Origin of the sequence: Paenibacillus kyungheensis, assembly GCF_028606985.1 — a bacterium.
Lineage (GTDB): Bacteria > Bacillota > Bacilli > Paenibacillales > Paenibacillaceae > Saccharibacillus > Saccharibacillus kyungheensis.
Map to the genome: position 1 here is coordinate 3,156,293 of NZ_CP117416.1, position 21,148 is coordinate 3,177,440.

The following is a 21,148-nucleotide window of genomic DNA, read 5'->3' on the forward strand; positions in this document are numbered from 1 at the left end:
TTTTACGTTTTCATCTTTTACTTTTTTTATAAAAGTATTATTTTTGAATGAGTTTGACTTGATCGATAAAAGCAGTATTGTCTCCAGTCGATGTGGTAGCTACGAATTTGATAGTGTGCTCTCCGGCAGTAACTACAAAATTATTAGTTGTATATGATGTATATGTGCCTGATGTTGGCGAATATGAACCGACCACTTTGTTATCTACATATACATCAAATGTTTGCGTTCCTCCTACACTGGTTCGTTTGGCAGCTTGAAATGTTAATGCATAAGTGCCTGCTGGAAATGTAATACTTTGACTAATCGATCCTGCTACTCCACTATCTGTTTTGAGATAAGCCGTTTGTACTCCGTCTGGAGCATTGGCGGCTGGATTGAATACACTACCATTACGCTGAATACCTGAACGTGTACTAAATACCCAATCGCTTGTAAACGGGCCTACTTTGGTATTGGTTGTCGCAGGATTTTCAAAGCTTGTATTGGCTATTACCGCTTCAGGATTTGACGGTGGTACTGATATATCGCTAGCTAACTGGATCGAGATTTGATCAAGAAATGCTGTATTATCGCCTGTTGTGGTTGTCGCTACAAATCGTATTGTACGTTTTCCATTGGCTGTAAAAGCATTGGTAGTATACGTTGTATAATTACCAGACGTAGGAGCATATGATCCAATCTTGGTCTGATCTACAAACACATCAAAAGTCTGTGTTCCTCCAAAACTGGTTCGCTTAGCAGCTTTGAAGCTAAGCTTATATTCCCCTTTAGGAAAGTTTAGTTGTTGCGTAATACTACCGGCTACACCGCCATCGGTTTTGAGATAAGCGGTTTGTTGTCCCTCCGGTGCTGTAGTTGCGCCAAAAGCACTGCCGTTTCGCTGTACTCCAGACCGACTATCGAATGTCCAACCACTTGTAAACGGCCCTGTTTTGGTAGTAGATACTGTTGGCTTTTCAAAGCCTGTATTATAGATCGCTACAACAGGTGTCTGCTCGGGTACATCATTGGTATAATAGCAACGCTTTGGTAGATTAGGTGTTGGATCACCGCCAAAAGCTTCATCTGTACATGCTACGCCATTCGTAAATGTGCCATATTTGAACAATCCATCTGCTCCATACGCTACACTGGCTGTGCCGTCAAAACTACATGTACCTCCTTCATACATACAGAATTGATACCCTTCAGGTCCTGTGCTATTTTGCAATATTTTGTACAAAGCAGAAGTAACACCTGAAGCAGTTAATCCTGATTTAAACGCTTTTGCTTTGAATACTTTTGTTCCACCTTCAGGTAAAATAACAGGCTTGGTATAAAGACTTGAAGAAGTGGTAGGCACACTACCGTCTAACGTATAACGAATCTCTGCTCCTGCTGTGCCTGTTTTTACAGTGACCGCTTCAGATGTATCATACACACCGGCCTTTAAGCTCAGTGTTGTTGCGTCTACCCGACTTGCTATCGATTGCGGAATGACTTTAATTAAAGCAATTCCATATCCCTTCGGGTCTGCTACACTTGTCGCTTTGATAGCTACCAATTTCTCGGTCGTCACATCAGGTGGAGAATATACGCCGGTACTGCTGATTGTGCCATTGCCTGATCCAACCACACTCCAGGTCACATCTGTCGATGCAGAAGCCAGTGTATATTCTTCCGCTGGAGTAACATACGTATCTGAAGTTGCTGTAGTGGTCGAATAATTATTGAAAATATCCTGTTTCTCTTTCGTTTTTACGTCATTTTCAGTAACAGGTAATATATCGTCTGTCGTATACGTATCTGCTGCTACACTTGTCTGACTATAACTAGCGTCAATCACTGTCGCATTCAATGTTAATGTACTGCCTGAAGCTACGGTTGATTCGATCGGTGTCATCTTCACCTGTGCCTGTGGCTTCGCTGTTGTATAAATAGACACGTTATATTCGCTATTGATAGCAGAATCGGTGAATGATTGGTTCGCTGTAAATGAATTTTCTACTGCTGGCAATAACGCATTACCATCGCGCTGTACATCATCTTGATAATTCATTTTGTAAAACGTTTTGCCGATCGTGGTTGTTCCAAAATCGAACGTAACATTTTTGCTTTGTCCACTTTTCGATTCCAATACAATCGTATAATTACCATCTTTGGCTTTGAAAGCGGCTGCACGAATATCGCTGGCTCCGCCTGTATTTACTGCAAGCACCTGACTGTGTTCAGGTACATATCTAGCTAACAATCCGGCAGAATAATAAGTTTTATTAGGTTTTAGCCCTAACGGTAATCCATCCCACATCGTATAACTGCCGTTTGTATCACCATCAGGATCAGATGTCCATGCACCGTTAAGTTGCCACATTAGTGCTCCTTGTAGACCATCATTAGCAGCGCGAATGACAGAATTGGCAAAGCCTGAATCCCAATTGCTCGCATTATCATCGCCCCATCCAAATTCAGTCATCACAATCGGCTTGGAACCAACTGCTGATTTGCGTTCTGCGATTCGTGCTCCCAGATCGTTATAGCTGGCTCCATAGACATGAAAAGTATATGCATCGAATACATCATCTGCATTTTGCTTCATGTATTGTGTCCAATCGAGCGCTCCTGTTTCTTCCGGTCCCCATAACTGAATCCGATCACGTAATCCATCTGCTTTTAACTGTTCACTAACTGCTCGAGACATTTGAGCAAAATACGCTTTCTGATCGGTAGGTCCTTCAAAATCCCAGCTTCCATTAGGTTCGTTATAAAAAGTCATATATTTGATATTGTCGTATCCACGCTTATTGATTAATTCGTTCAACAATGCTGAAGCAGAACGAGCATACGCCGGCAGATCAGTCGGTGCGCTGACATATGGATCTTTTAGATTAGGAAAGTTAAACCAGCTTTGAATACTGGAACCTACTTTCCATCCAAAGTTCAATTCCACTTCGGTTCCTGACGCTTTTAAGGCATCAATATACTGATAAAACTTCTGCATCTTTTCACTGTTCCATGTATATGTTCCTTTACTTGGTTCCATCCAATCCAATTGAAACCAGACACGAGCTACTTTAGGTTGAAATTGATAAATACGTTGCGTATCCATCGCCCAATAAGCGTCGTTATATCCATATTTAGCACCCAGCGCCATCAGATTGGTTGGAATAATATTAACGCCTATCCCCAAAAAGTCGGACTGGACTACATTTGAGGTGTTAATAGTGACTGTGCGGTTAATCTCTGCTGACGCTGCTGTTGAGGTTGCTGCCAAAAGAGGGCTTTGAAAACATGGCAGTAAAAGGGATAACATTAAGATCGCAATTCCAATACTACTGCATACCGATCTTGCTTTTTTCTTCATCCTGTTCTCTCCTTTTATGATAAGAATAATAAACAGTTCGTTTGTGAGCTTCTTAAGCATATTACAAAGATAACGCTTACAAATTGAAGAATCGTTAGAATTAATTGAATAATCTACAGATCCATTTGATTATTTCTGCACAAACTATTGAAAAATCTAATGATCAACTTGAATAAAATCACAGCTTATTCGAGTCGTGCACATTCTTATTTTCCAATTCAGGTATTGCAATTCTAAAAAAGAGGGATTATACTAAGCCTACGATTTTGATCGATCAATCGCTAATCGTTTTTATCTATTGCATGTAATGATTTCACTTATAAATAATGATGAAATATATACACATTCTATGACGAGAAAGAGTACGCTTGTAATCTGATCTACAGAGAGTTGGGTACGGTGCAAACCAACGTTCAGATGCTAGCTGAAGCCATCTCCGAGAAGCAGGCTGAAATAACCAACTAGGTGCTGCCGCATGTCCAGCGTTAACGGGAACACGTATTGATAGATACGTAGCAGAGTGTCATTTTGTGTACGCACAAAGTGGAACTAGGGTGGTAACACGGGTAAAAGACTCGTCCCTTTTTAGGGACGGGTCTTTTTTGTTTTCTTTTCCCTCATCCTCTACTGAATCTTATACGTGAACAGATCGTTATTCACTATTCAAAGACTTTTGAGGAGGAACAATCATGACAACATCAACTATTAGCCAATTTTTAACCCCTTCTATACAGCAAATGAAACCTTCAGGTATTCGCAAATTTTTCGATTATTCGTCAGAACGTACCGATATTATTTCACTTGGTATCGGTGAACCTGACTTTCCTACACCTCGTCTAGTACGTGAAGCTTGTGTTCGTGCGCTAGAAGAAGGCAGAACAACGTACACTCATAATGCTGGCTTACCTGAATTACGCGAAAGTATTGCTGATTACTTGCATACGAATTTCCAAGTTACTTACAATCCTGTCCATGAAATGATGGTGACCATCGGTAGCAGTGAAGCACTTGATCTAGCATTACGTGTATTGATTAACGAAGGTGATGAGATTCTTGTCCCTGCTCCCTGTTATGTATCGTATTCACCGATCACGAATCTAGGTGGTGGTGTTGCTGTTGAGGTAGAGACGTTTGCTCAGCACAATTTCAAATTAACACCTGCTTCACTACTTGCAAGTCTCACACCACGTTCCAAAATATTGATTTTGAGCTATCCAAGTAACCCGACAGGTGGAATTATGACGTATGAAGATTGGTTGCCAATTGCTAAGATTGTCGAAGATCATAACCTAGTTGTGATTACCGATGAAGTATATGCAGAATTAACATACGGGCAAAAGCATGTGAGTTTTGCAAGTCTCCCGGGTATGAAAGAAAGAACATTGTTACTTAGTGGCTTTTCCAAAGCTTTTGCTATGACCGGTTGGCGTATTGGATATGCTTGTGGCCCTGAAGAATTAATTCAGGCTATGCTCAAAATCCATCAATATACTGTTATGTGTGCACCGATTCTAGGTCAGATTGCTGCGCTGGAATCGCTCAAACCTCATGGTCTGGCTGCAAAAGATGAAATGATGGCTTCCTATAATGCTCGCCGTATATCTTTTGTACAAGGATTACGTCAAATCGGGCTACAATGTCATGAACCACTCGGTTCCTTTTTCGCTTTCCCTTCTATCGCTCATACAGGTTTAACTTCAGAACAGTTTGCAGGTCGATTGTTACAAGAAGTGGGTGTATTGGCTGTACCGGGTACAGCATTTGGTAAAGGTGGCGAAGGATTTATACGTTGCTCTTATGCTACATCTTCTGTGCAATTGGATGAAGCATTAGAACGTATGCGTCAATTTTTGCAGACTCTTTAGTAGATCTTTTTATAAGATAAATGCAGTGATGTATGATCAATCATTTTAGAGCTGAACTGATATTGAAGATTCAGCTCTATCGATTGGATCATGTTCTATTCCCCACTCGATATGGATCACTTGTTGCAGACGTGTGATTACTTGCTCCCAGCTTATTTGCTGTTGTAGATGATAAATACCGTAAGGCATATTTGAAGTATAGAGTATCTCTGCAACAATCGCTGTCACTTCAGCAGTAACAATCGACTGACGATAACCTGTTAACCAACCAGAGACCGATACTAATTGATTGTCGTATAAGCCAATCACTTCTGCTTGGATACCATATTGCTCACTCCCTATATGCATATTGCTAAATATAGCCACAATAGCTCTACGTATCCATGAGATTGATAATAAACGGAAACAGCCTATTTTTTGTAGACTAGCGATTATTCTGGTTATTGCTACTGAATCAAATCCAAGACGTGTAGATATGGTTGGTATCTCTGTTGTTCTGGCTAATGCTTGTTGATCTGAAAATGGAAAACGATATACATATTGATAAGGTAATGCTGTGCCTAATAACACCCTGCGTCCTTCGGTAAAACTATGAACTTCGCTCCATTCTCCTTGCTTTTTCACCGAAAAAGAGGTATTCAACTGATCGACTGTCCATTCGATCGCTGCTTGACCATGATGTTCTCCTAATCCCAATACAACAGACAATTCTAGTTGATCGATATGATCCAATAAGGTACAGACATGCTGTGCTAGTAAATTGGTTAATCCAGGTGCTAGCCCTACACTCAGTAATGCTGTCGCTTGCCAAGAAGCTGAATTCAGTTGTTCTAGCTGATATAGAAAAGAATCTTTAGCCGAGATATCAATATAATGAATACCTGCACTCAAGCAATATTGCACCCATATCGTATCATGCTGATCCAGACACATAATAACTAATTTTACGTTCGACCATTGATATAATTGTTCAAATTGTTCTTGAATATGAGGCTGGATAATGACATGTGATTCTGTATAATCATGATCTATAGTAATAGCCGGATGTTGCTTGATATCCCATTGTAATGGCTTTACTTTTCCTTTGGTGGTACGGCTAAATTGCTCTGCTCGGGCTATATTTCTTCCAGCAGCATACACTTGTTCTGGAAATAATTCACTTAAGCGCTGACAAATAGTCTGCCCTACACTTCCATATCCTCCTACAACAACAATCTGTTCTTTTTCCATCGGTTACACCCCTACTATTTATCTCTATATTTTGGATATGATTTATGCGTTGATTGCACTTGAAGTCCATCTTCTGTTAGCCTGTATAGATACTCATAATCTGGAATCTTGTGATAAATACGCTCTATGTACTGTTCTGCTGGGGAATCGTTACAGCTTATGGATATATCGGAATTGGTCATAGTCATGCTCCTTCTGGTATAATCGGTAACTATTATTAAGTATATAGAGTTATCGTAAGATCACTATCCCAGAAAGATGGGATTTGTATCGTATACATGAGCAAAGATAGAACTGATAGGACAGAAATCTAACAAAGGTAGGCGATCATTATGAATACACCGACTTACATGCAAAAGCTCGAAGAATTCGCGCAACGTTCTCATTCTTCTTATGCGTATATCCACTCTTTATTAGAAGAATTAAAACCAATGATTCCTTTTGCAGGTGCTTGTTGTACAAATATTGATCCGTATCGCTTACTGTCTACTGGAGCAGTAGTCGAACACAATATCGAATCCATTCATCATCAATTGTTAGCTTATGAATACGGACATGAAGATATCAATCACTATGATGAACTGGTTTATTCCGATCATCCTGTAGTGACATTGCATCATATTACAGAAGGTCAACCTGAACAGAGTTCGCGATATCGAGATATTTTGGAGCCTGCTGGCTTTGGAGATGAATTACGGGCAGCTTTATTATATAAAGGTAAATGCTGGGGATATTTGACCCTTTTTCGGAAAAAAGATCAATCTTTATTTAGCGAACAAGAATGTGGGGTATTAAGTGAAATTTCTCCTCTGATTGCCCGGCATTTGCGTCAATTCAGTCTAGCGATTCCTTTTGTCAATGAAATCAAATTACGTTCGCCTGGCATTATGATGTTCTCCGAACAATTAGAATTGTTGTCATCCAATTCGGATACTTGCCACTGGTTGGACGTATTACGTCAACATGAAGGCATTACCGAATCTGTACTTCCACGTCCTATTCTTGCTGTAGCTAGTATGGCATTAGCTGATTATACTCATACAGCAAAATCATCACACCAGTGGGAGCACCCTTCGACAGAAAACTCACCTATTCAAGTATGTGTACCTGTACGTCAACATGATTATGTACATATTACAGCGTATGGTCTGTATGGCAAGAACACCGGTGTCCAATTGATGATAGCGATCCAATCGGCTTCTCCACTTGATATTTTGCCATGGATGATGGAAGCTTATCATTTATCTGAACGTGAACAGCAGATTGTCGATCAAGTGATCGAAGGATTATCAACACGCAAAATTGCTGATATTTTGCATATTTCACCGTATACTGTGCAAGATCATCTCAAATCTATTTTTAGCAAAACAAAAACGACCAGTCGTAGAGAACTGATCGCTCGTCTATTATCCCGAACAACATGTCTAGAAGATAATAATGTACCTTTATCATTGTAAAATCTCGACATAATAAGTAGACATTACACATATACATGAGACATTCAAATCAAAGTGATTTTTCGATTAAATATCAACTTACCCAATCGATAGCACTCTTCGTTTATTTCCAGATTGCAGTAATATGCTTGCTTTTACGTCTCATGTATCGTTTCAGCGCACTTTCGCTTTTGCGAGTCGCCAGTGTCTGCTTAACACCTTGCATTAACAATTTATAGCGCCAATCATCATCATGGCTAATTTTGTGTAATTCATCCAAAAATTCTTCACTCATTGTAATCACTCCAGTTCCAGAATACGAACTCTATACTTATATTATACCCAATGTATATGAATTCTTTATGGAAACTAGCTTAAGATTAGCTGAAAAATGTATGAAGAATAATTACTTATTCTTGTGCTCACGTTTAAGTCTTATTTCGATTCGTACTACACATGGTAGAGCATTTGCTATTACAGGGCTGGTATTAGGATCAGTGCAGATCTTTTTTGTACTTCTACTTGTGTTTCTAGTCAATTAAGTCGATAAAACTCAACCTTTGATCGCGCCTTCAGCCATTCCAGCTAATACTTGTTTGTTGAACACAGCGAATAAAACTACTGTTGGAATGGTAGCGATCATAATCGCTGCGAACATCGGTGCATAATCGGTTGTATATTCCCCTGCAAAACGGGTCAGACCAACAGGAAGCGTGAGTTTGTCAGGATCAGAAATAAAGACAAGTGCTAATAACAACTCGTTCCAAACCCCCACAAAACTCAAAATCGTAACTGTCATCAGCGCAGGCTTCGAGATCGGTATAACGATCCGCCAAAAAATACTATATACTGTACAGCCATCCATCACAGCAGCTTCCAACATTTCTTTCGGAATACCTGTAAAAAATCCGCACAATACCAGTACAGCCGCTGGCAATCCAAATGAAATATAAATCAGAATCAGACCGAACTGCGAATCCACTAATCCGACTTTGGTAAAATATACAAACAGTGGAATCAATGTCGCATGAATCGGAACCATCATTCCTAATAGAAAATAAACAAACGTCGCTTTTGATAATTTCCAACGTAATTTGGTTAAAGCATATGCCGACATCGCGCTAAATACCAGTACAGCGACCAAAGTAGCTGAAGAAATCCAGACCGAGTTCAGCAGATATCTGCCTGTATTACCTGTTGTCCAGGCATTCCAATAATTACTCCACATCCAGTGTTGGGGCAATCCCCATGGATTAGTATAGATTTCAGGTGTTTCTTTGAGCGAATTAAGCAATAACCATAACAATGGATATACATAGAAAATCGCTACAAAACACAGCACAGCATAAATCATGATTTTACCTAGCGGAAAAAAACGTCGTGTATCTACATTACTTTGCCGTTTGGTTGTCTCTACATAAGGCGAAGATTTCATCCTTCCTGTTCACCCCCATCGCTATCCGATTTAATATTCAATACTTGATTTGCGGAAAATCATATTGATCAGCACTGTTGCCGCCAGACACATTAACAACAAGATAACAGACAAGGCGTCTCCATACCCGTATTCAAATTGACGGAACGATCTACCGTACAGATAAGAAGCGAGTACCTGTGTCTGATTGGCAGGCCCTCCACCTGTCATGACAAATACGAGGTCAAAGAACTTGAGTGAACCAATTGTTATCAGAATCGTTGTTACTTTCATAATCGGTTGTACCAGTGGAATCGTCATATGCCAGACAACTTTCCAACCTACCGCACCATCGATCCGAGCCGATTCAAAAATATGCGCAGGGATATTCTGAATAGCAGCAATATACAGAATCATCGTATACCCGAGATATTGCCAGCCTACGACAAAAGATACCGCCCACATTGCTGTATCCGGTTGAGATAACCAATCGTTAGCCAGTGAGGACATCCCCAGCACTTCTAACAATTTATTAAGCATGCCAATTTCAGGATTATAGATAAAGCTCCACATCATCCCTACAGCCACACTAGAGATAACCGCTGGAAAAAAGAAAATATTTTTAAACCATTCTTTGCCTTTGATCGAACCTGTAATCAAAATAGCAAGCAAAAATCCGAGTCCTTGCTGAATAACCAGACTGACAAACAATAAAATCATCATATTTTTGATACTGGTAAAAAAGACCGAATCTCTGGTAAACATACGTGTGTAATTATCCAGACCGATAAATTTCATCGGACTAATAACATCCCATTTGAAAAAGCTAAAATAAATCGAAGCCACAATCGGAATAAATACGATCGCTGTATACAGTAGCAATGCAGGCAACAAAAATACAATAATCGCTGACTTATTTCGTAACATTCGTTCCATCATCTTCCGCCTTTCCAGAACTACAATGGTGTCTAATATTTACTTTGCAGATTATCTAGCTGAGGAATAAGCAGTAAGAAATCACTATCACTAAGGCTCCTTATCATTCAGATGCCAGAGAATTATGATTTCTTACTGTATTTTTTTGTAATGAATACTTTGCTGTTTTTTATTCTTTGTTATCTTGCGTGAATTGCTCTAGACTTTGAAAAGCTTCTTCTGGTGCTTGTCCTGCTAATATCGCTTGAATCGTTGTATTGTATTCATCGCCGATCTTCGCACCCAGACCTACATCGTAGAAAATAAACATGCCTTTCATATCAGACATTTCTTTTTGCAAATCTTGTGCAACAGCAGGCACTTTGTCTTTATCCAGCTTCACATTGACTGCTGGAATATCTCCATTTTCTTCTGCCAATTTGGTCTGGACTTCATTACTTGTCCAAGCTTTGATATATTCAAGAGCCGCATCTTTATTTTTGGTATTCGCGCGAATGACTAGATTGTAACTAGGTTGCCCTAACCATGTGTTTAGATCACCTTTACCGCCTTCAAATGTAGGGAATTTGGCGATTCCTATTTTGCCTTGAACTTTGGAATCTGCTGCTTCTACTGAACCTACTGCCCAGCTTCCCATCACGAACATAGCTGCTTCACCATTTTTGAACATATTCGTAATTGCAGTATTATCCAATCCTAAGAATCCGGAAGGAAAAGCACCCATATCTCGTAATTCATTCATTACATTTCCTGTCTGAATATACGAAGGGTCCATCCATGTGCCTGTTCCTTCCATCAATTTGTTAAATGGCTCGTCTCCACCGATTCGATTCGCTACCATTTCGCTAAATAGAGCGCTTGTCCATGATTCTTTGGCTCCAAATGCAAATGGTGTAACGCCATTATCTTTAAGTACTTTAATAACATTTTTGAGTTCTTCGTAAGTAGTTGGTGGAGTCAGATTATATTTTGCAAAAATTTCTTTGTTATAAAAAAGAGGCACTGTCGCAAATGCTGTCGGGATCGCATACACTTTATTATCAAATGTCAGTAGATTGAATGCCCCTGAAGTAAAGCTTTTTTTCCATTCAGGATCAGCATTCAAAATTTCAGTCAAATCCATAATTCTGCCCGAATCTGCATACGTTTTTAACTTACCAGCAGCATGACTTACAAATACATCCGGGCCTGCATTCGCCGCAAGCTCTGCATTAAGCTTCGGATAATACCGATCAGTTCCCGGGATATGCTGTACTTTCATCGTGGTTGTCGCATCTTTACGTTCATTGTATTGTTTGGCTAGTTGTTCCGACATCTTATACACATAACTGTCTGCATTTTGCCAGTCATAGATAACCGTTTCACTTGTTCCTCCTGTAGAACCTGATCCTGTAGACGATTCTGAACTATTCCCGCATCCTGCAAGTATACTGCTTAATAAAAGAACACCTGTGAGTACACCGATACTTTTTTTCCAATACCCCTTTGTCATGACTCTTTTCATCCTCTCATGCTTTCGGTATAGAATACGCTTTCATCATATAAGGTGATCGGCATATCGACCATGTGGTATTTCTGACATTTAGCTTGAAAATTCCGACCTTTTTTCCATTAAAAGTCTATTAGGAATACGCAAAATGATCGTTGTTCCTTGCTCTTCTATACTGTTAATCTTCAGACCATATTCTTCTCCATAATGCAGTTGTATTCGTTGATGCACATTCAGTAGCCCTATACCTGATAATGTAGAATCCGAAGGATTTTCCAGATAATGACGTAACGTTTCCAGTTGAGCGGCGCTCATTCCCAATCCATCATCAGCTATCGCTAACACCAGCGTATCTTCACTTTCATACGCATGAATACAAATATGTCCATTATCCATCTGCATCTCTAATCCATGTACAATCGCATTTTCAATAATCGGTTGCAAAATAAACCGCGGTACAATAACCGACAGTACCGCTGGATCAATATCATATTGCATATCAAATTTATCGACGTATCTTACTTTTTGAATATAAATGTATTTTTTGACGCTTTCTAATTCTTCACTCAGTGTAATAAAATCTTTGCCTTTGATTCCTTCTCGCATTAGATCGCCTAACGCTTTGGACAGTTTACCTACTTCCGGTACCCCTTCGATTCGTGCCATCCAATTCATCGTTTCAAGCGTATTGAATAGAAAGTGCGGATTGATCTGGAACATTAGAAATTTGAGTTGAGATTGCTGACGTAGACGTTCTTCTTCATACACTTGATTGATCAAATAATGAATACGGGCGATCATACGATTAAAGTTCAGACTAAGAATACCTATCTCATCTCGTGACGGATAATTAAAGCTAATCGACCAATTTTCACGTTCGGTATTTTTCATAATCGAAGATAATTGACGAATCGGTCTGGAAATACTCACTGACAAATAATAGCCCAAAATAAGAGTGATCAAAGCAACAACGACAAACAAAATAATCATCCATTGTTGCAACATAATCGATTGTTCCGAATAGCGAGCCGTCGGAATAATACTTACAATTTTCCAGTCTGTATTCTGAATACGTTGATACGATACTATCTGCTGTTTATCATCAATATCGTCTGCAAAATCACCTGTATCGCCACTGGTAATAATCTTTTGTAAATACGATTCTGATGGGGTATGGTGAATCAGTTCTTTGTGCCTGCTTGAGATAATCTGTCCATGACTATCAATAATAAATAGCTCACCCTGTTCATTGAGCTTAATCTGACTGTACACTTTATAGAGAGCTTCCTCATGATAAGTCAACAAAAAATAGCCTATCTTTTGCAGGCTATCGACATCATAAATAGTACTTACAGCGGCTACTACCGATTGTTGCCCCGAAGGATTGAACCATGACAAATCACCGCGATTACGTTGAAGCACTTGCCAGTTCTGATCACGCAAGTCTAACTTTTTGGCATACATACTGGTCTGAAAAGAAGTGCCATTGAGCGCATACAGACTAACCCCTTCTACGTCTTCTCGATCGCTGATTAATCCATACAAAATATTGCGTATCTGCTTATCCGCAGAGACGTATTGCAGATCTGTCCATTGTTGTCGATTGACTGCTTTGAGCGATTTGCGAATTTCTTGATTGGTAAAAATCGAATAATACAATCGCTCAATATCATGCATATGCAGTTCTATATTTTTACTGACTTCACTTAGCATATCCATCGTATAAATATTGGTCTGTTCTTGAATAAGCGAGCTAGATTTCTGGTACGTCCAGACGCTTATCACTGCTAACGGAATCAGATTCAGTACGATAAAAGCGATAAATAATTTATTGCGAATATTAAGATCACGAGCCGCTTGAATCAGTCGATACAACATCACTTCAAGCATGAGGATAATCTCCTTTTTTGCGAAATTCATTCGGTGTTAATCCATATCTTTTTTTGAATACTTGTCCAAAATAGCGAGCATCACGAATCCCGACTTGCTCGGCAATTTTGTAAATTTCCAGATGAGAATTACCAAGCAATTGAACGGCTTTTTGCATCCGAATCCTTGTAAGCGTATTCAAGAAATTATCGCCTGTTTCTTTTTTAAATAACCGACTTAAATAGTCTGCATTAAAATGATTTTTGTCTGCCATCTGTTCGATAGTAATATCTTTCATATATTGCTTTTCCATTGTTTGTAGCATCTGCTGAATCACAGGATGTAGCGAAGGCTGATCAGGATGAGCGGTATGCTTGCCTTGTAAAGTCAGTGCATATTCTTCCAACTGGTCACGTAACTCTTCTTCTGTACTCTGCCGCTGGCGTTCTTCTATAATCATTGCTTTGGCTTTGAGACAAGCAGCGATAATCTCATCTGGATCAGTCGGCTTCAATACAAATCCTAATGCTCCCAACTGAATCGCTTTGAGCGCATAATCCAATTGATGATAAGCGGTAATAAAGATCACTTTAGGTGCACATTGTTGCTGATTCAGACTGTCCATAAGTGCTAACCCATCCATGCCTGGCATACGAATATCGGTAAGCAATAGATCAGGTTTTTGTGTAAGACTTAATTGTCTGGCTTCGATTCCGTTTGCAGCTATGCCAATCAATTGAAATCCATGATCATGCCAATCTAACATTTCAAGCCCTCTACGAGTCATCGCTTCATCATCTGCTATCATCAATGTAATCATCTGTTCTCCTCCTGTATTCCATGAATTAAGCAATGAAAAGGTATATTTGTCGCCTGACTCCATTGTGGTGCACGCTGCATATGATCGTTATAACTCCAGACAAATTTGAAATGATGTCCATAATCCCAATCGGCTTTGGCTAGATTTTGTTGCCAGAATTCAATATCTGTATAGCGAAAAAGTACAGGAATAGCCTGTTGAAGTGGCAAGCGATCTACTGGTGAATACAGACTATGTGTATCTGTTGTGTGTCCATCCCAATGACGACTAGCTCGCAACACTTTGCACATTTGTAATAAAGGATATAATCCACGTCTAAATAATGAAGATTGTCCTAGATCATGCAATATATTCAGCGCATGAGAAAAGGTTAACGTATGACCGATCAGATCGTGATGAGCTTCGGCGATATAGATAGGGTCGGTCTCTGCTAATTCTTGCAAAATAAACGCTGACAACTGCGCAGGAGATTCGATACTTGGAAATGAATCGGTAGCAGTAATCTCTAATCTTTTCACTTCAGATGCTTTGTATCCAATCCATGAACGTCCAGCAATGGTACGATCAAAAGCTTGAATTAATTGCTGAATATGTGTGATATGTTCTAGACTTCCCCATGCTTCTAGTTCTCGAATAGCAAGTAATGAGACAGCAGTATAGATCACATTATGCCCGACCCAATGCAGTTGATCGATATTGGCATCTAATGCAGGTAGAATAATAGATAACGCTTCAGCATAAGTCACAGGCACAGACTCTACCAATAAAGCCGCGTTAGATTCCTGTGTATGTTCTCTAACCATCTGTTCTGCTTGATTGATTATCGCTTGCGCGACTTCAGTAGTGATCGAAGACGATTTCGCTAGAAACGATGCTGCTATACTGGCTGTTCCATAATGAGCATCCCAGATATCTCCTGTCTGCTTCTGACAATCAGCAATAATAGCTAGTCCTTGTTGCAAAAGTGATCGGGGTGACATATATATCCCTGCTTTCTAATCTGATATAAGGTTGACGAATCATTTTTTTTCGTTAATGATAAAAGAAGTGAGTTATTACGGTAGCTGACGATGATTGATGAATCTACATAACAGAGGAGCGTTTATAATGAAATATCGTAATTTGGGTCGTACAGGACTAAAAGTTAGTGAGATCAGCCTTGGAAGCTGGTTAACATATGGCACAGCGGCAGAACAGCAAGCAGCCGATGATTGCGTACGCACTGCTTTTGAATTAGGGATTAATTTTTTCGATACCGCAAACGCTTACAACCGTGGTGAAGGTGAAAAAGCGATTGGAGCGGCTCTTCGTTCCTATGAACGTTCTAGTTATGTATTGAGCACCAAAGTATTTTTCCCGATGGGCGATGGGCCGAATGACCGCGGATTGTCACGTAAGCATATTATGGAACAATGTGAAGCCAGTCTCAAGCGTCTCGGTACAGATTATATCGACGTTTATTTCTGCCATCGATTCGATACAGAGACACCAACGGAAGAAACATTACGTGCACTAGATGATCTTACATCACAAGGCAAAATTTTGTATAGTGCTGTAAGTGAATGGACAGCCGCGCAGATCAGTGATGCGGCTCATATTGCGGATCGTCTACGCTTACGCCCACTTGCGGCTAACCAACCGATTTATAATCTATTTGAGCGTTATATTGAAGATGAAGTTCTAGGTGTATCCGAGCAACATGGATTGGGACAAGTTGTCTTCTCCCCTCTTGCTCAAGGTATTCTGACAGGTAAATACAAACCAGGTCAAGCACCAGCCGCTGGAACACGCGCAGCCGATGATTCAGTCAACCATGTTATCAATAGCTATCTACGAGATGATGTACTGGAAGTAGTCGGCAAATTAGATCAATTGGCTCAAAGTATGGATATCAAATTATCGCAATTAGCACTTGCCTGGGTTCTTCGTCAACCTGGTGTCAGTTCAGCGATTATCGGTGCTTCCAAGCCTCGTCAGATTCAAGAAAATGTAGAAGCGGTAAATATTAGTTTGAGCGAAGATACATTATCACAGATCGATCAGATGATGGAAGATATTCAAGATTTCTCACCGATGCGTTAATGATATACAGATACATGGGAGTAAATCTGAATATGTGAAATAGATCTGATCCATCATTGCTAGGAGGAGAAGATATGGATAATATTCAGATTGGACAGACGCAGATTGGACTACTTCAAGGAGATATTACAGTCCAACACGTTGATGCTATTGTGAATGCTGCTAACTCTAGTCTTCTTGGAGGTGGTGGTGTTGATGGAGCTATTCATCGCGCAGGTGGGTCTGCTATTCTAGAAGAATGTCAGCAGATTCGTAATCGTCAAGGCGGCTGCCCGACAGGAGAAGCTGTGATCACCACAGCCGGACGCTTGCCAGCCAAGCATGTTATTCATACGGTAGGCCCGGTATGGAATGGAGGGTCTAACAATGAACGCCAGTTACTGGCTCATTGTTATGTTCACTCTCTTCAGCTAGCAGATGAGCATCAGGTTACATCGATTGCTTTTCCTAATATCAGTACAGGGATTTATAATTTCCCCAAAAAAGAAGCAGCTACAATTGCTTTGCAAACAGTAAAAGAGTATATAGAACAACATCCAGACACTACAATACAACAGATCATTTTTGTCTGTTATGATGCAGATAATCTTGCACTGTATCAACAACAAATACAAGCTTTATAGATTGATATCATTGTATAGTCAGTACCGATCATCATGAAGAAATATAATCGATCACAGCCAAAAAAATACCCTGCTCTTTCTATCACAGTACTTGTCTGTGAGAAAGAGCAGGGTATTTGTGTACATTAGCTATAATTAACGTTCGTCATTCCAGAAATTGACCGGATGGTTTTGTTTGCTTAGTATTTTGAACGTATAACCATCTTTTTTCAACGTTTCTAATACTAATGGCAATACTTTAAGTGTAGCAGGTTGATCATGCATCAATACAACAGGAGCTGTACCACGTTTTTCTACAGAATTGACCTGACTCATAATATTTTTGTAGACACGTTGATGATCTTTTTTGTATTTCCAATCCAATGAATCTACATTCCAATCCCATAGATGGAAGCCACCTTGATTCAGCATCACATCACGATAACCTTGTTTCATATAAGGCTTACTACCATAAGGCGTACGCACAAGACTGGTACGAACACCAGCTACTTCATACAGACTTTCGTTTGCATCACGCATTTCTTTATAAGCACTGAATGGTGAATTATAGAATTTTTTGACAACATGAGTAACTCCATGCAATCCCAGTCCATTGCCTTCTTTTACAATACGCTTGGTTGCTGTCTGATACTGTTCCATATGCGGTCCTAACATAAAGAATGTTGCTTTAGCATCGTATTTGTCCAATATATCTAGCAATTGCATTGTATGCGCTGTTGGGCCATCATCAAATGTTAGATAAATAACTTTTTCTGCTTTCTCAGAACGTGTAGTACTTTGACTCTTTGTAGCATTTTTGCTTGTGTGTGCACTGGCTACCACAGTTTGTGTAGCGAATTGCGGAATCAACAATCCAATTAAAATCGTAACTAACATCCATTTTTGATAACGTGACATAATAATGTTTCCCTCTCCCTTATCTTATGTACTTTCGACATCTCTCGTCATTATTATATCTAATATGCGCAATACAATTCATCCTTCAATAGCTACTTTCAGATCACATTTTTGTTACGATTGATAAAAACAAAAAACAATTTCGTAAATTTATCTGTTATAAAATGCACAAAAAGACTACATTTTTACCTGTAGCCCTTTTTGATCGTATGATATTTATTACTTGTGTAGCTGTATTTATGACTGTGCTGATTTGCGTTTCATCAGGCGTATCTTTGTTTTGGTATCGGAATCTATTCGATATGATTCGGTTATTTTCTGTAACGCTTTATTGTACGTAAATATATCTAAGTGATTATGTTGCAAATAATCCATCGTCGGTTCAGGCAAATGAATATAACAGATCGAGATCGCCCATGCGACAGCCATTTTGACATAATATCCGTTATGCTCAATCCGATCCAAGCGTTCCAATACTTCTTGAATATAGACATCATCTACATAATACGTCAGTAACATCACGACTGCGAAGCGAACTTCATATTCATGCTCAGAAGAAAGATAAGGTGTAATGAAATTCCATACTTGTTGCTGATGGAATGTCGTACATTTTAGCCCACCACAGAATCGATCACATACAGACCAATTATCAATTTTCGGTAAAAATGAAGTGATATATTGTAATCGTTCATCAATATCCATCTCTGCATACCCGATGACCATTCCTTGTAGCATCACTTCTTCAAAATATTCCTGCTCTGCTTCTTGTAAATACGTACGCCAATCGGCTTTGGCAATATGCTGAGCCATGATCCGCAACTGCGGTATACGTACTCCTAATATGTTTGTAATTGTGGGTAGCAAGCTTGATGCAAATTTCTGATAATCATGATCTACTTTAGCTAGTATTTGCTCGCGAATAATAATACCTCCTTGATAACATTGGATAATCTAACCGAACGATCATTTAAAACTCCAATTTATTTGATAGTACAAAAAGATAGCTTAGACGTATACCTATATTGTTTTCCCTACTGGAAGCAGTTCTTTTTCCAAATCCAATAACGTTGTTTTCATATCCAATCCTCCGCGATATCCTGTTAATGCTCCACCTTTTCCAATGACCCGGTGACAAGGAATCGTTATTAAAAAAGGATTCGCTCCGATTGCTGCTCCAACTGCACGTACTGCCGCTGGTCGTCCGATATGCTTAGCGATATCCGAGTATGACCATGTCTGTCCATAAGGAATCTGCAATAATGCTTGCCACACTTGTAATTGAAAAGGAGTCCCTTGAAAATCATGAGCAATCGTGAATTGTTGACGCTCTCCCTGTAGATATTGAATCAATTGCTCGGCATATGGTTCTAGCTTCTGCTTATCTTCGACTAGAACACTTCCAGTCCGTCTAGTGTGTATCCATGTCTCCATTTCTGCAAAAGGTTGACCTTGCGAGCCTACATAACATAGTCCATTGCTTGAGGCTGCAATATAGAATTGCCATAGATGGTGATTGATCTGTGTCCAGTAGATAGTGGGCTGAGCTAGATCTTTATTTCTATTGTCTGTTGTTGTCATAAACTCTACTCTCCTTTTACTGATTGGTCAGCATGATGCTGTTTGCGATATTGTGCGGGCGTGATGCCGATTTTCTTTTTGAATAAAGTAACAAAGTATGAAGTGTTCGGTATGCCTATATTCAATCCGATCGCAGTCATACTATGATTCGTAGTGATCAATTCCTGACAGGCTTGATTAATACGACAACGCTGAATATATTCTACCGGCGTAATATTCATTACTTTTTTGAATGTACGATGTAAATGATACGGGCTACCATGACCTATCTCTGCTAATCCATGTAATGTTAATGGCTCTGTATAATGCTGATCGATATATTGTGTAATGACAGCGATCCACTCCTGATCAGGTAATCGTTCTCCTGTAGGCTTGCACCGTTTGCAAGGACGATACTGAGCAATAAGCGCTTGATCGGGATCTGCAAAAATAGTTACATTCTGTGGTCGAGGTGCTTTCGATTTACAAGAAGGACGGCAAAATATGCCTGTCGTCCGCACTGCATACCAAAACTGACCATCATATGAAGAATCATTATTAACAATCGCTTGCCATTGTTCGGTAGTGATATGTGGACTATCTGTTATATGCGTTGCAGTATCATTCATCGCTTTTCACCTCTACCTGTAGTATATCTGTTGAATATGTATTTGTACGCTGTTTGGAATGTAAAAGCAAGATAACAACATTTTAAGATAGATAATACCTATTCAGCAAGATAGCAAAAAAAGCACCCCGTTCGTAAAGAACGGAATGCTTTGGACGTGATTGACTTATTTGTCTAATGTTAATTCCAGTTGAACACCAATATCATTTTGGGTACTCAATACTACCGAGTGAGGATTTTTCATACCAAAATCTTCAAACGTTACTGTTGTTGTACCGGATAGTAGAATTTGTCCACCTTGATATACGGCTTTACCTGCAACCGTTACATCTTTATCAATACCTTTAACAGTTAATGTACCTTTCATTGTAAAATCGTTAGTAGCGCCTTCTGTCCATGTTGTTGGCAAGCCTTCAAAAGAAGTAGCTTTGAAAGTCGCTTGTGGGAACTTGGCAACATCGAAGAAATCAGCTTCTTTCACATGCTCATCACGTTGAGCTGTTCCTGAATCAATCGCGCTCATATCGATTTGTCCTTCAGCTACCATTTTGGTAGGATCGTCTACATTCACTGTCCAGTTACCCGTTACTTTGTTATCTACAAAGTTTACTGTTTCCTGTGAAGTCGTTACAGAGAAGTATACTTTAGAAGAATCGGTATTGATTTTCCAATCGCCATTCAGTTGGTCTCCTGCTACACTTGCGCCAGATGCTGCTGTTCCGCTAGCTTCAGTAGAAGTGTTTGTCGCTGGAATAACTTGCTCAATAGCTACTTTGTTCCCCATATAACTCTTCATAAATTGATAGCCACCAATCGCCACGATCACTACTACAATAGCAACGATAATGAGGATATTTCTTGTTTTTTTATTCATGATTTTGATCTCCTTTTATAAATGCTTCTTAATATCCTTATCTTAAACGGCGAATGTGTCGAGAAGATGTCCAAATGTACAAGAA

General features: G+C 39.5%; 18 protein-coding genes and 1 other annotated feature. Of the genes, 4 read left to right on the forward strand and 14 right to left on the reverse strand.

The annotated features are described in order from the left end of the window. Positions 1 to 37: 37 nt before the first annotated feature. Positions 38 to 3,343 carry a chitobiase/beta-hexosaminidase C-terminal domain-containing protein gene (locus PQ456_RS13450; protein ID WP_273612750.1) on the reverse strand — a complete coding sequence of 1,102 codons (3,306 nt, stop codon included), beginning with the start codon at positions 3,341 to 3,343 and terminating at the stop codon, positions 38 to 40. A gap of 340 nt (positions 3,344 to 3,683) precedes the next feature. After that, positions 3,684 to 3,929: a binding site (T-box leader), on the forward strand. Positions 3,930 to 4,032: 103 nt separating this feature from the next. On the opposite strand from PQ456_RS13450, the gene PQ456_RS13455 reads away from it, so the two are divergent. Continuing rightward, positions 4,033 to 5,208, forward strand: a complete 1,176-nt coding sequence (locus PQ456_RS13455) for an aminotransferase class I/II-fold pyridoxal phosphate-dependent enzyme (RefSeq protein WP_273612751.1) — start codon at positions 4,033 to 4,035, stop codon at positions 5,206 to 5,208. A 45-nt stretch (positions 5,209 to 5,253) separates the two neighbouring features. On the opposite strand, the gene PQ456_RS13460 is transcribed toward PQ456_RS13455, so the two are convergent. Next, a complete protein-coding gene (locus PQ456_RS13460) occupies positions 5,254 to 6,438 on the reverse strand; it encodes a saccharopine dehydrogenase NADP-binding domain-containing protein (protein ID WP_273612752.1) in 1,185 nt (394 codons plus the stop codon). Between the two features lie 332 nt (positions 6,439 to 6,770). On the opposite strand from PQ456_RS13460, the gene PQ456_RS13465 reads away from it, so the two are divergent. Next, positions 6,771 to 7,895 carry a LuxR C-terminal-related transcriptional regulator gene (locus PQ456_RS13465; RefSeq protein WP_273612753.1) on the forward strand — a complete coding sequence of 375 codons (1,125 nt, stop codon included), beginning with the start codon at positions 6,771 to 6,773 and terminating at the stop codon, positions 7,893 to 7,895. A 103-nt stretch (positions 7,896 to 7,998) separates the two neighbouring features. Here the strand turns inward: PQ456_RS13465 and PQ456_RS13470 are convergent, their stop codons facing one another. The 7 genes from PQ456_RS13470 to PQ456_RS13500 form a co-directional block, all read right to left on the reverse strand. After that, positions 7,999 to 8,169: a hypothetical protein gene (locus PQ456_RS13470; protein ID WP_273612754.1), complete on the reverse strand. Its 171-nt coding sequence runs from the start codon at positions 8,167 to 8,169 to the stop codon at positions 7,999 to 8,001. Between the two features lie 258 nt (positions 8,170 to 8,427). Then, the gene (locus PQ456_RS13475) at positions 8,428 to 9,309 is read right to left on the reverse strand and encodes a carbohydrate ABC transporter permease (RefSeq protein ID WP_273612755.1); all 882 of its coding nucleotides are present in this window, start codon (positions 9,307 to 9,309) and stop codon (positions 8,428 to 8,430) included. Between the two features lie 30 nt (positions 9,310 to 9,339). Further along, positions 9,340 to 10,224 carry a carbohydrate ABC transporter permease gene (locus tag PQ456_RS13480; protein ID WP_273612756.1) on the reverse strand — a complete coding sequence of 295 codons (885 nt, stop codon included), beginning with the start codon at positions 10,222 to 10,224 and terminating at the stop codon, positions 9,340 to 9,342. 169 nt (positions 10,225 to 10,393) lie between these two features. Next, positions 10,394 to 11,716, reverse strand: a complete 1,323-nt coding sequence (locus PQ456_RS13485) for an ABC transporter substrate-binding protein (protein WP_273612757.1) — start codon at positions 11,714 to 11,716, stop codon at positions 10,394 to 10,396. Positions 11,717 to 11,806: 90 nt separating this feature from the next. Beyond that, positions 11,807 to 13,603, reverse strand: a complete 1,797-nt coding sequence (locus tag PQ456_RS13490; protein WP_273612758.1) for a sensor histidine kinase — start codon at positions 13,601 to 13,603, stop codon at positions 11,807 to 11,809. Further along, positions 13,596 to 14,402, reverse strand: coding sequence for a response regulator transcription factor (locus PQ456_RS13495; RefSeq protein ID WP_273612759.1), 807 nt, complete (start codon positions 14,400 to 14,402; stop codon positions 13,596 to 13,598). Before PQ456_RS13495 ends, PQ456_RS13490 begins: the two co-directional genes overlap by 8 nt. After that, positions 14,399 to 15,382 (reverse strand): hypothetical protein, encoded by a 984-nt coding sequence (locus PQ456_RS13500; RefSeq protein ID WP_273612760.1) that lies wholly within the window; start codon positions 15,380 to 15,382, stop codon positions 14,399 to 14,401. Before PQ456_RS13500 ends, PQ456_RS13495 begins: the two co-directional genes overlap by 4 nt. Before the next feature lie 127 nt (positions 15,383 to 15,509). On the opposite strand from PQ456_RS13500, the gene PQ456_RS13505 reads away from it, so the two are divergent. Then, positions 15,510 to 16,484, forward strand: coding sequence for an aldo/keto reductase family protein (locus tag PQ456_RS13505; protein WP_273612761.1), 975 nt, complete (start codon positions 15,510 to 15,512; stop codon positions 16,482 to 16,484). 74 nt (positions 16,485 to 16,558) lie between these two features. After that, positions 16,559 to 17,107, forward strand: a complete 549-nt coding sequence (locus PQ456_RS13510) for an O-acetyl-ADP-ribose deacetylase (protein WP_273612762.1) — start codon at positions 16,559 to 16,561, stop codon at positions 17,105 to 17,107. A 135-nt stretch (positions 17,108 to 17,242) separates the two neighbouring features. Here the strand turns inward: PQ456_RS13510 and PQ456_RS13515 are convergent, their stop codons facing one another. From PQ456_RS13515 to PQ456_RS13535, 5 genes are all read right to left on the reverse strand, one after another. Next, positions 17,243 to 18,004, reverse strand: a complete 762-nt coding sequence (locus tag PQ456_RS13515; protein WP_273612763.1) for a polysaccharide deacetylase family protein — start codon at positions 18,002 to 18,004, stop codon at positions 17,243 to 17,245. 237 nt (positions 18,005 to 18,241) lie between these two features. Then, positions 18,242 to 18,931 carry a DNA alkylation repair protein gene (locus PQ456_RS13520; RefSeq protein WP_273616321.1) on the reverse strand — a complete coding sequence of 230 codons (690 nt, stop codon included), beginning with the start codon at positions 18,929 to 18,931 and terminating at the stop codon, positions 18,242 to 18,244. A gap of 90 nt (positions 18,932 to 19,021) precedes the next feature. Then, positions 19,022 to 19,582 (reverse strand): methylated-DNA--[protein]-cysteine S-methyltransferase, encoded by a 561-nt coding sequence (locus PQ456_RS13525; protein ID WP_273612764.1) that lies wholly within the window; start codon positions 19,580 to 19,582, stop codon positions 19,022 to 19,024. Between the two features lie 5 nt (positions 19,583 to 19,587). Next, the gene (locus PQ456_RS13530) at positions 19,588 to 20,190 is read right to left on the reverse strand and encodes a bifunctional transcriptional activator/DNA repair enzyme AdaA (RefSeq protein ID WP_273612765.1); all 603 of its coding nucleotides are present in this window, start codon (positions 20,188 to 20,190) and stop codon (positions 19,588 to 19,590) included. A gap of 165 nt (positions 20,191 to 20,355) precedes the next feature. Beyond that, positions 20,356 to 21,063, reverse strand: a complete 708-nt coding sequence (locus PQ456_RS13535; RefSeq protein WP_273612766.1) for a YceI family protein — start codon at positions 21,061 to 21,063, stop codon at positions 20,356 to 20,358. Between the last annotated feature and the right edge of the window lie 85 nt (positions 21,064 to 21,148).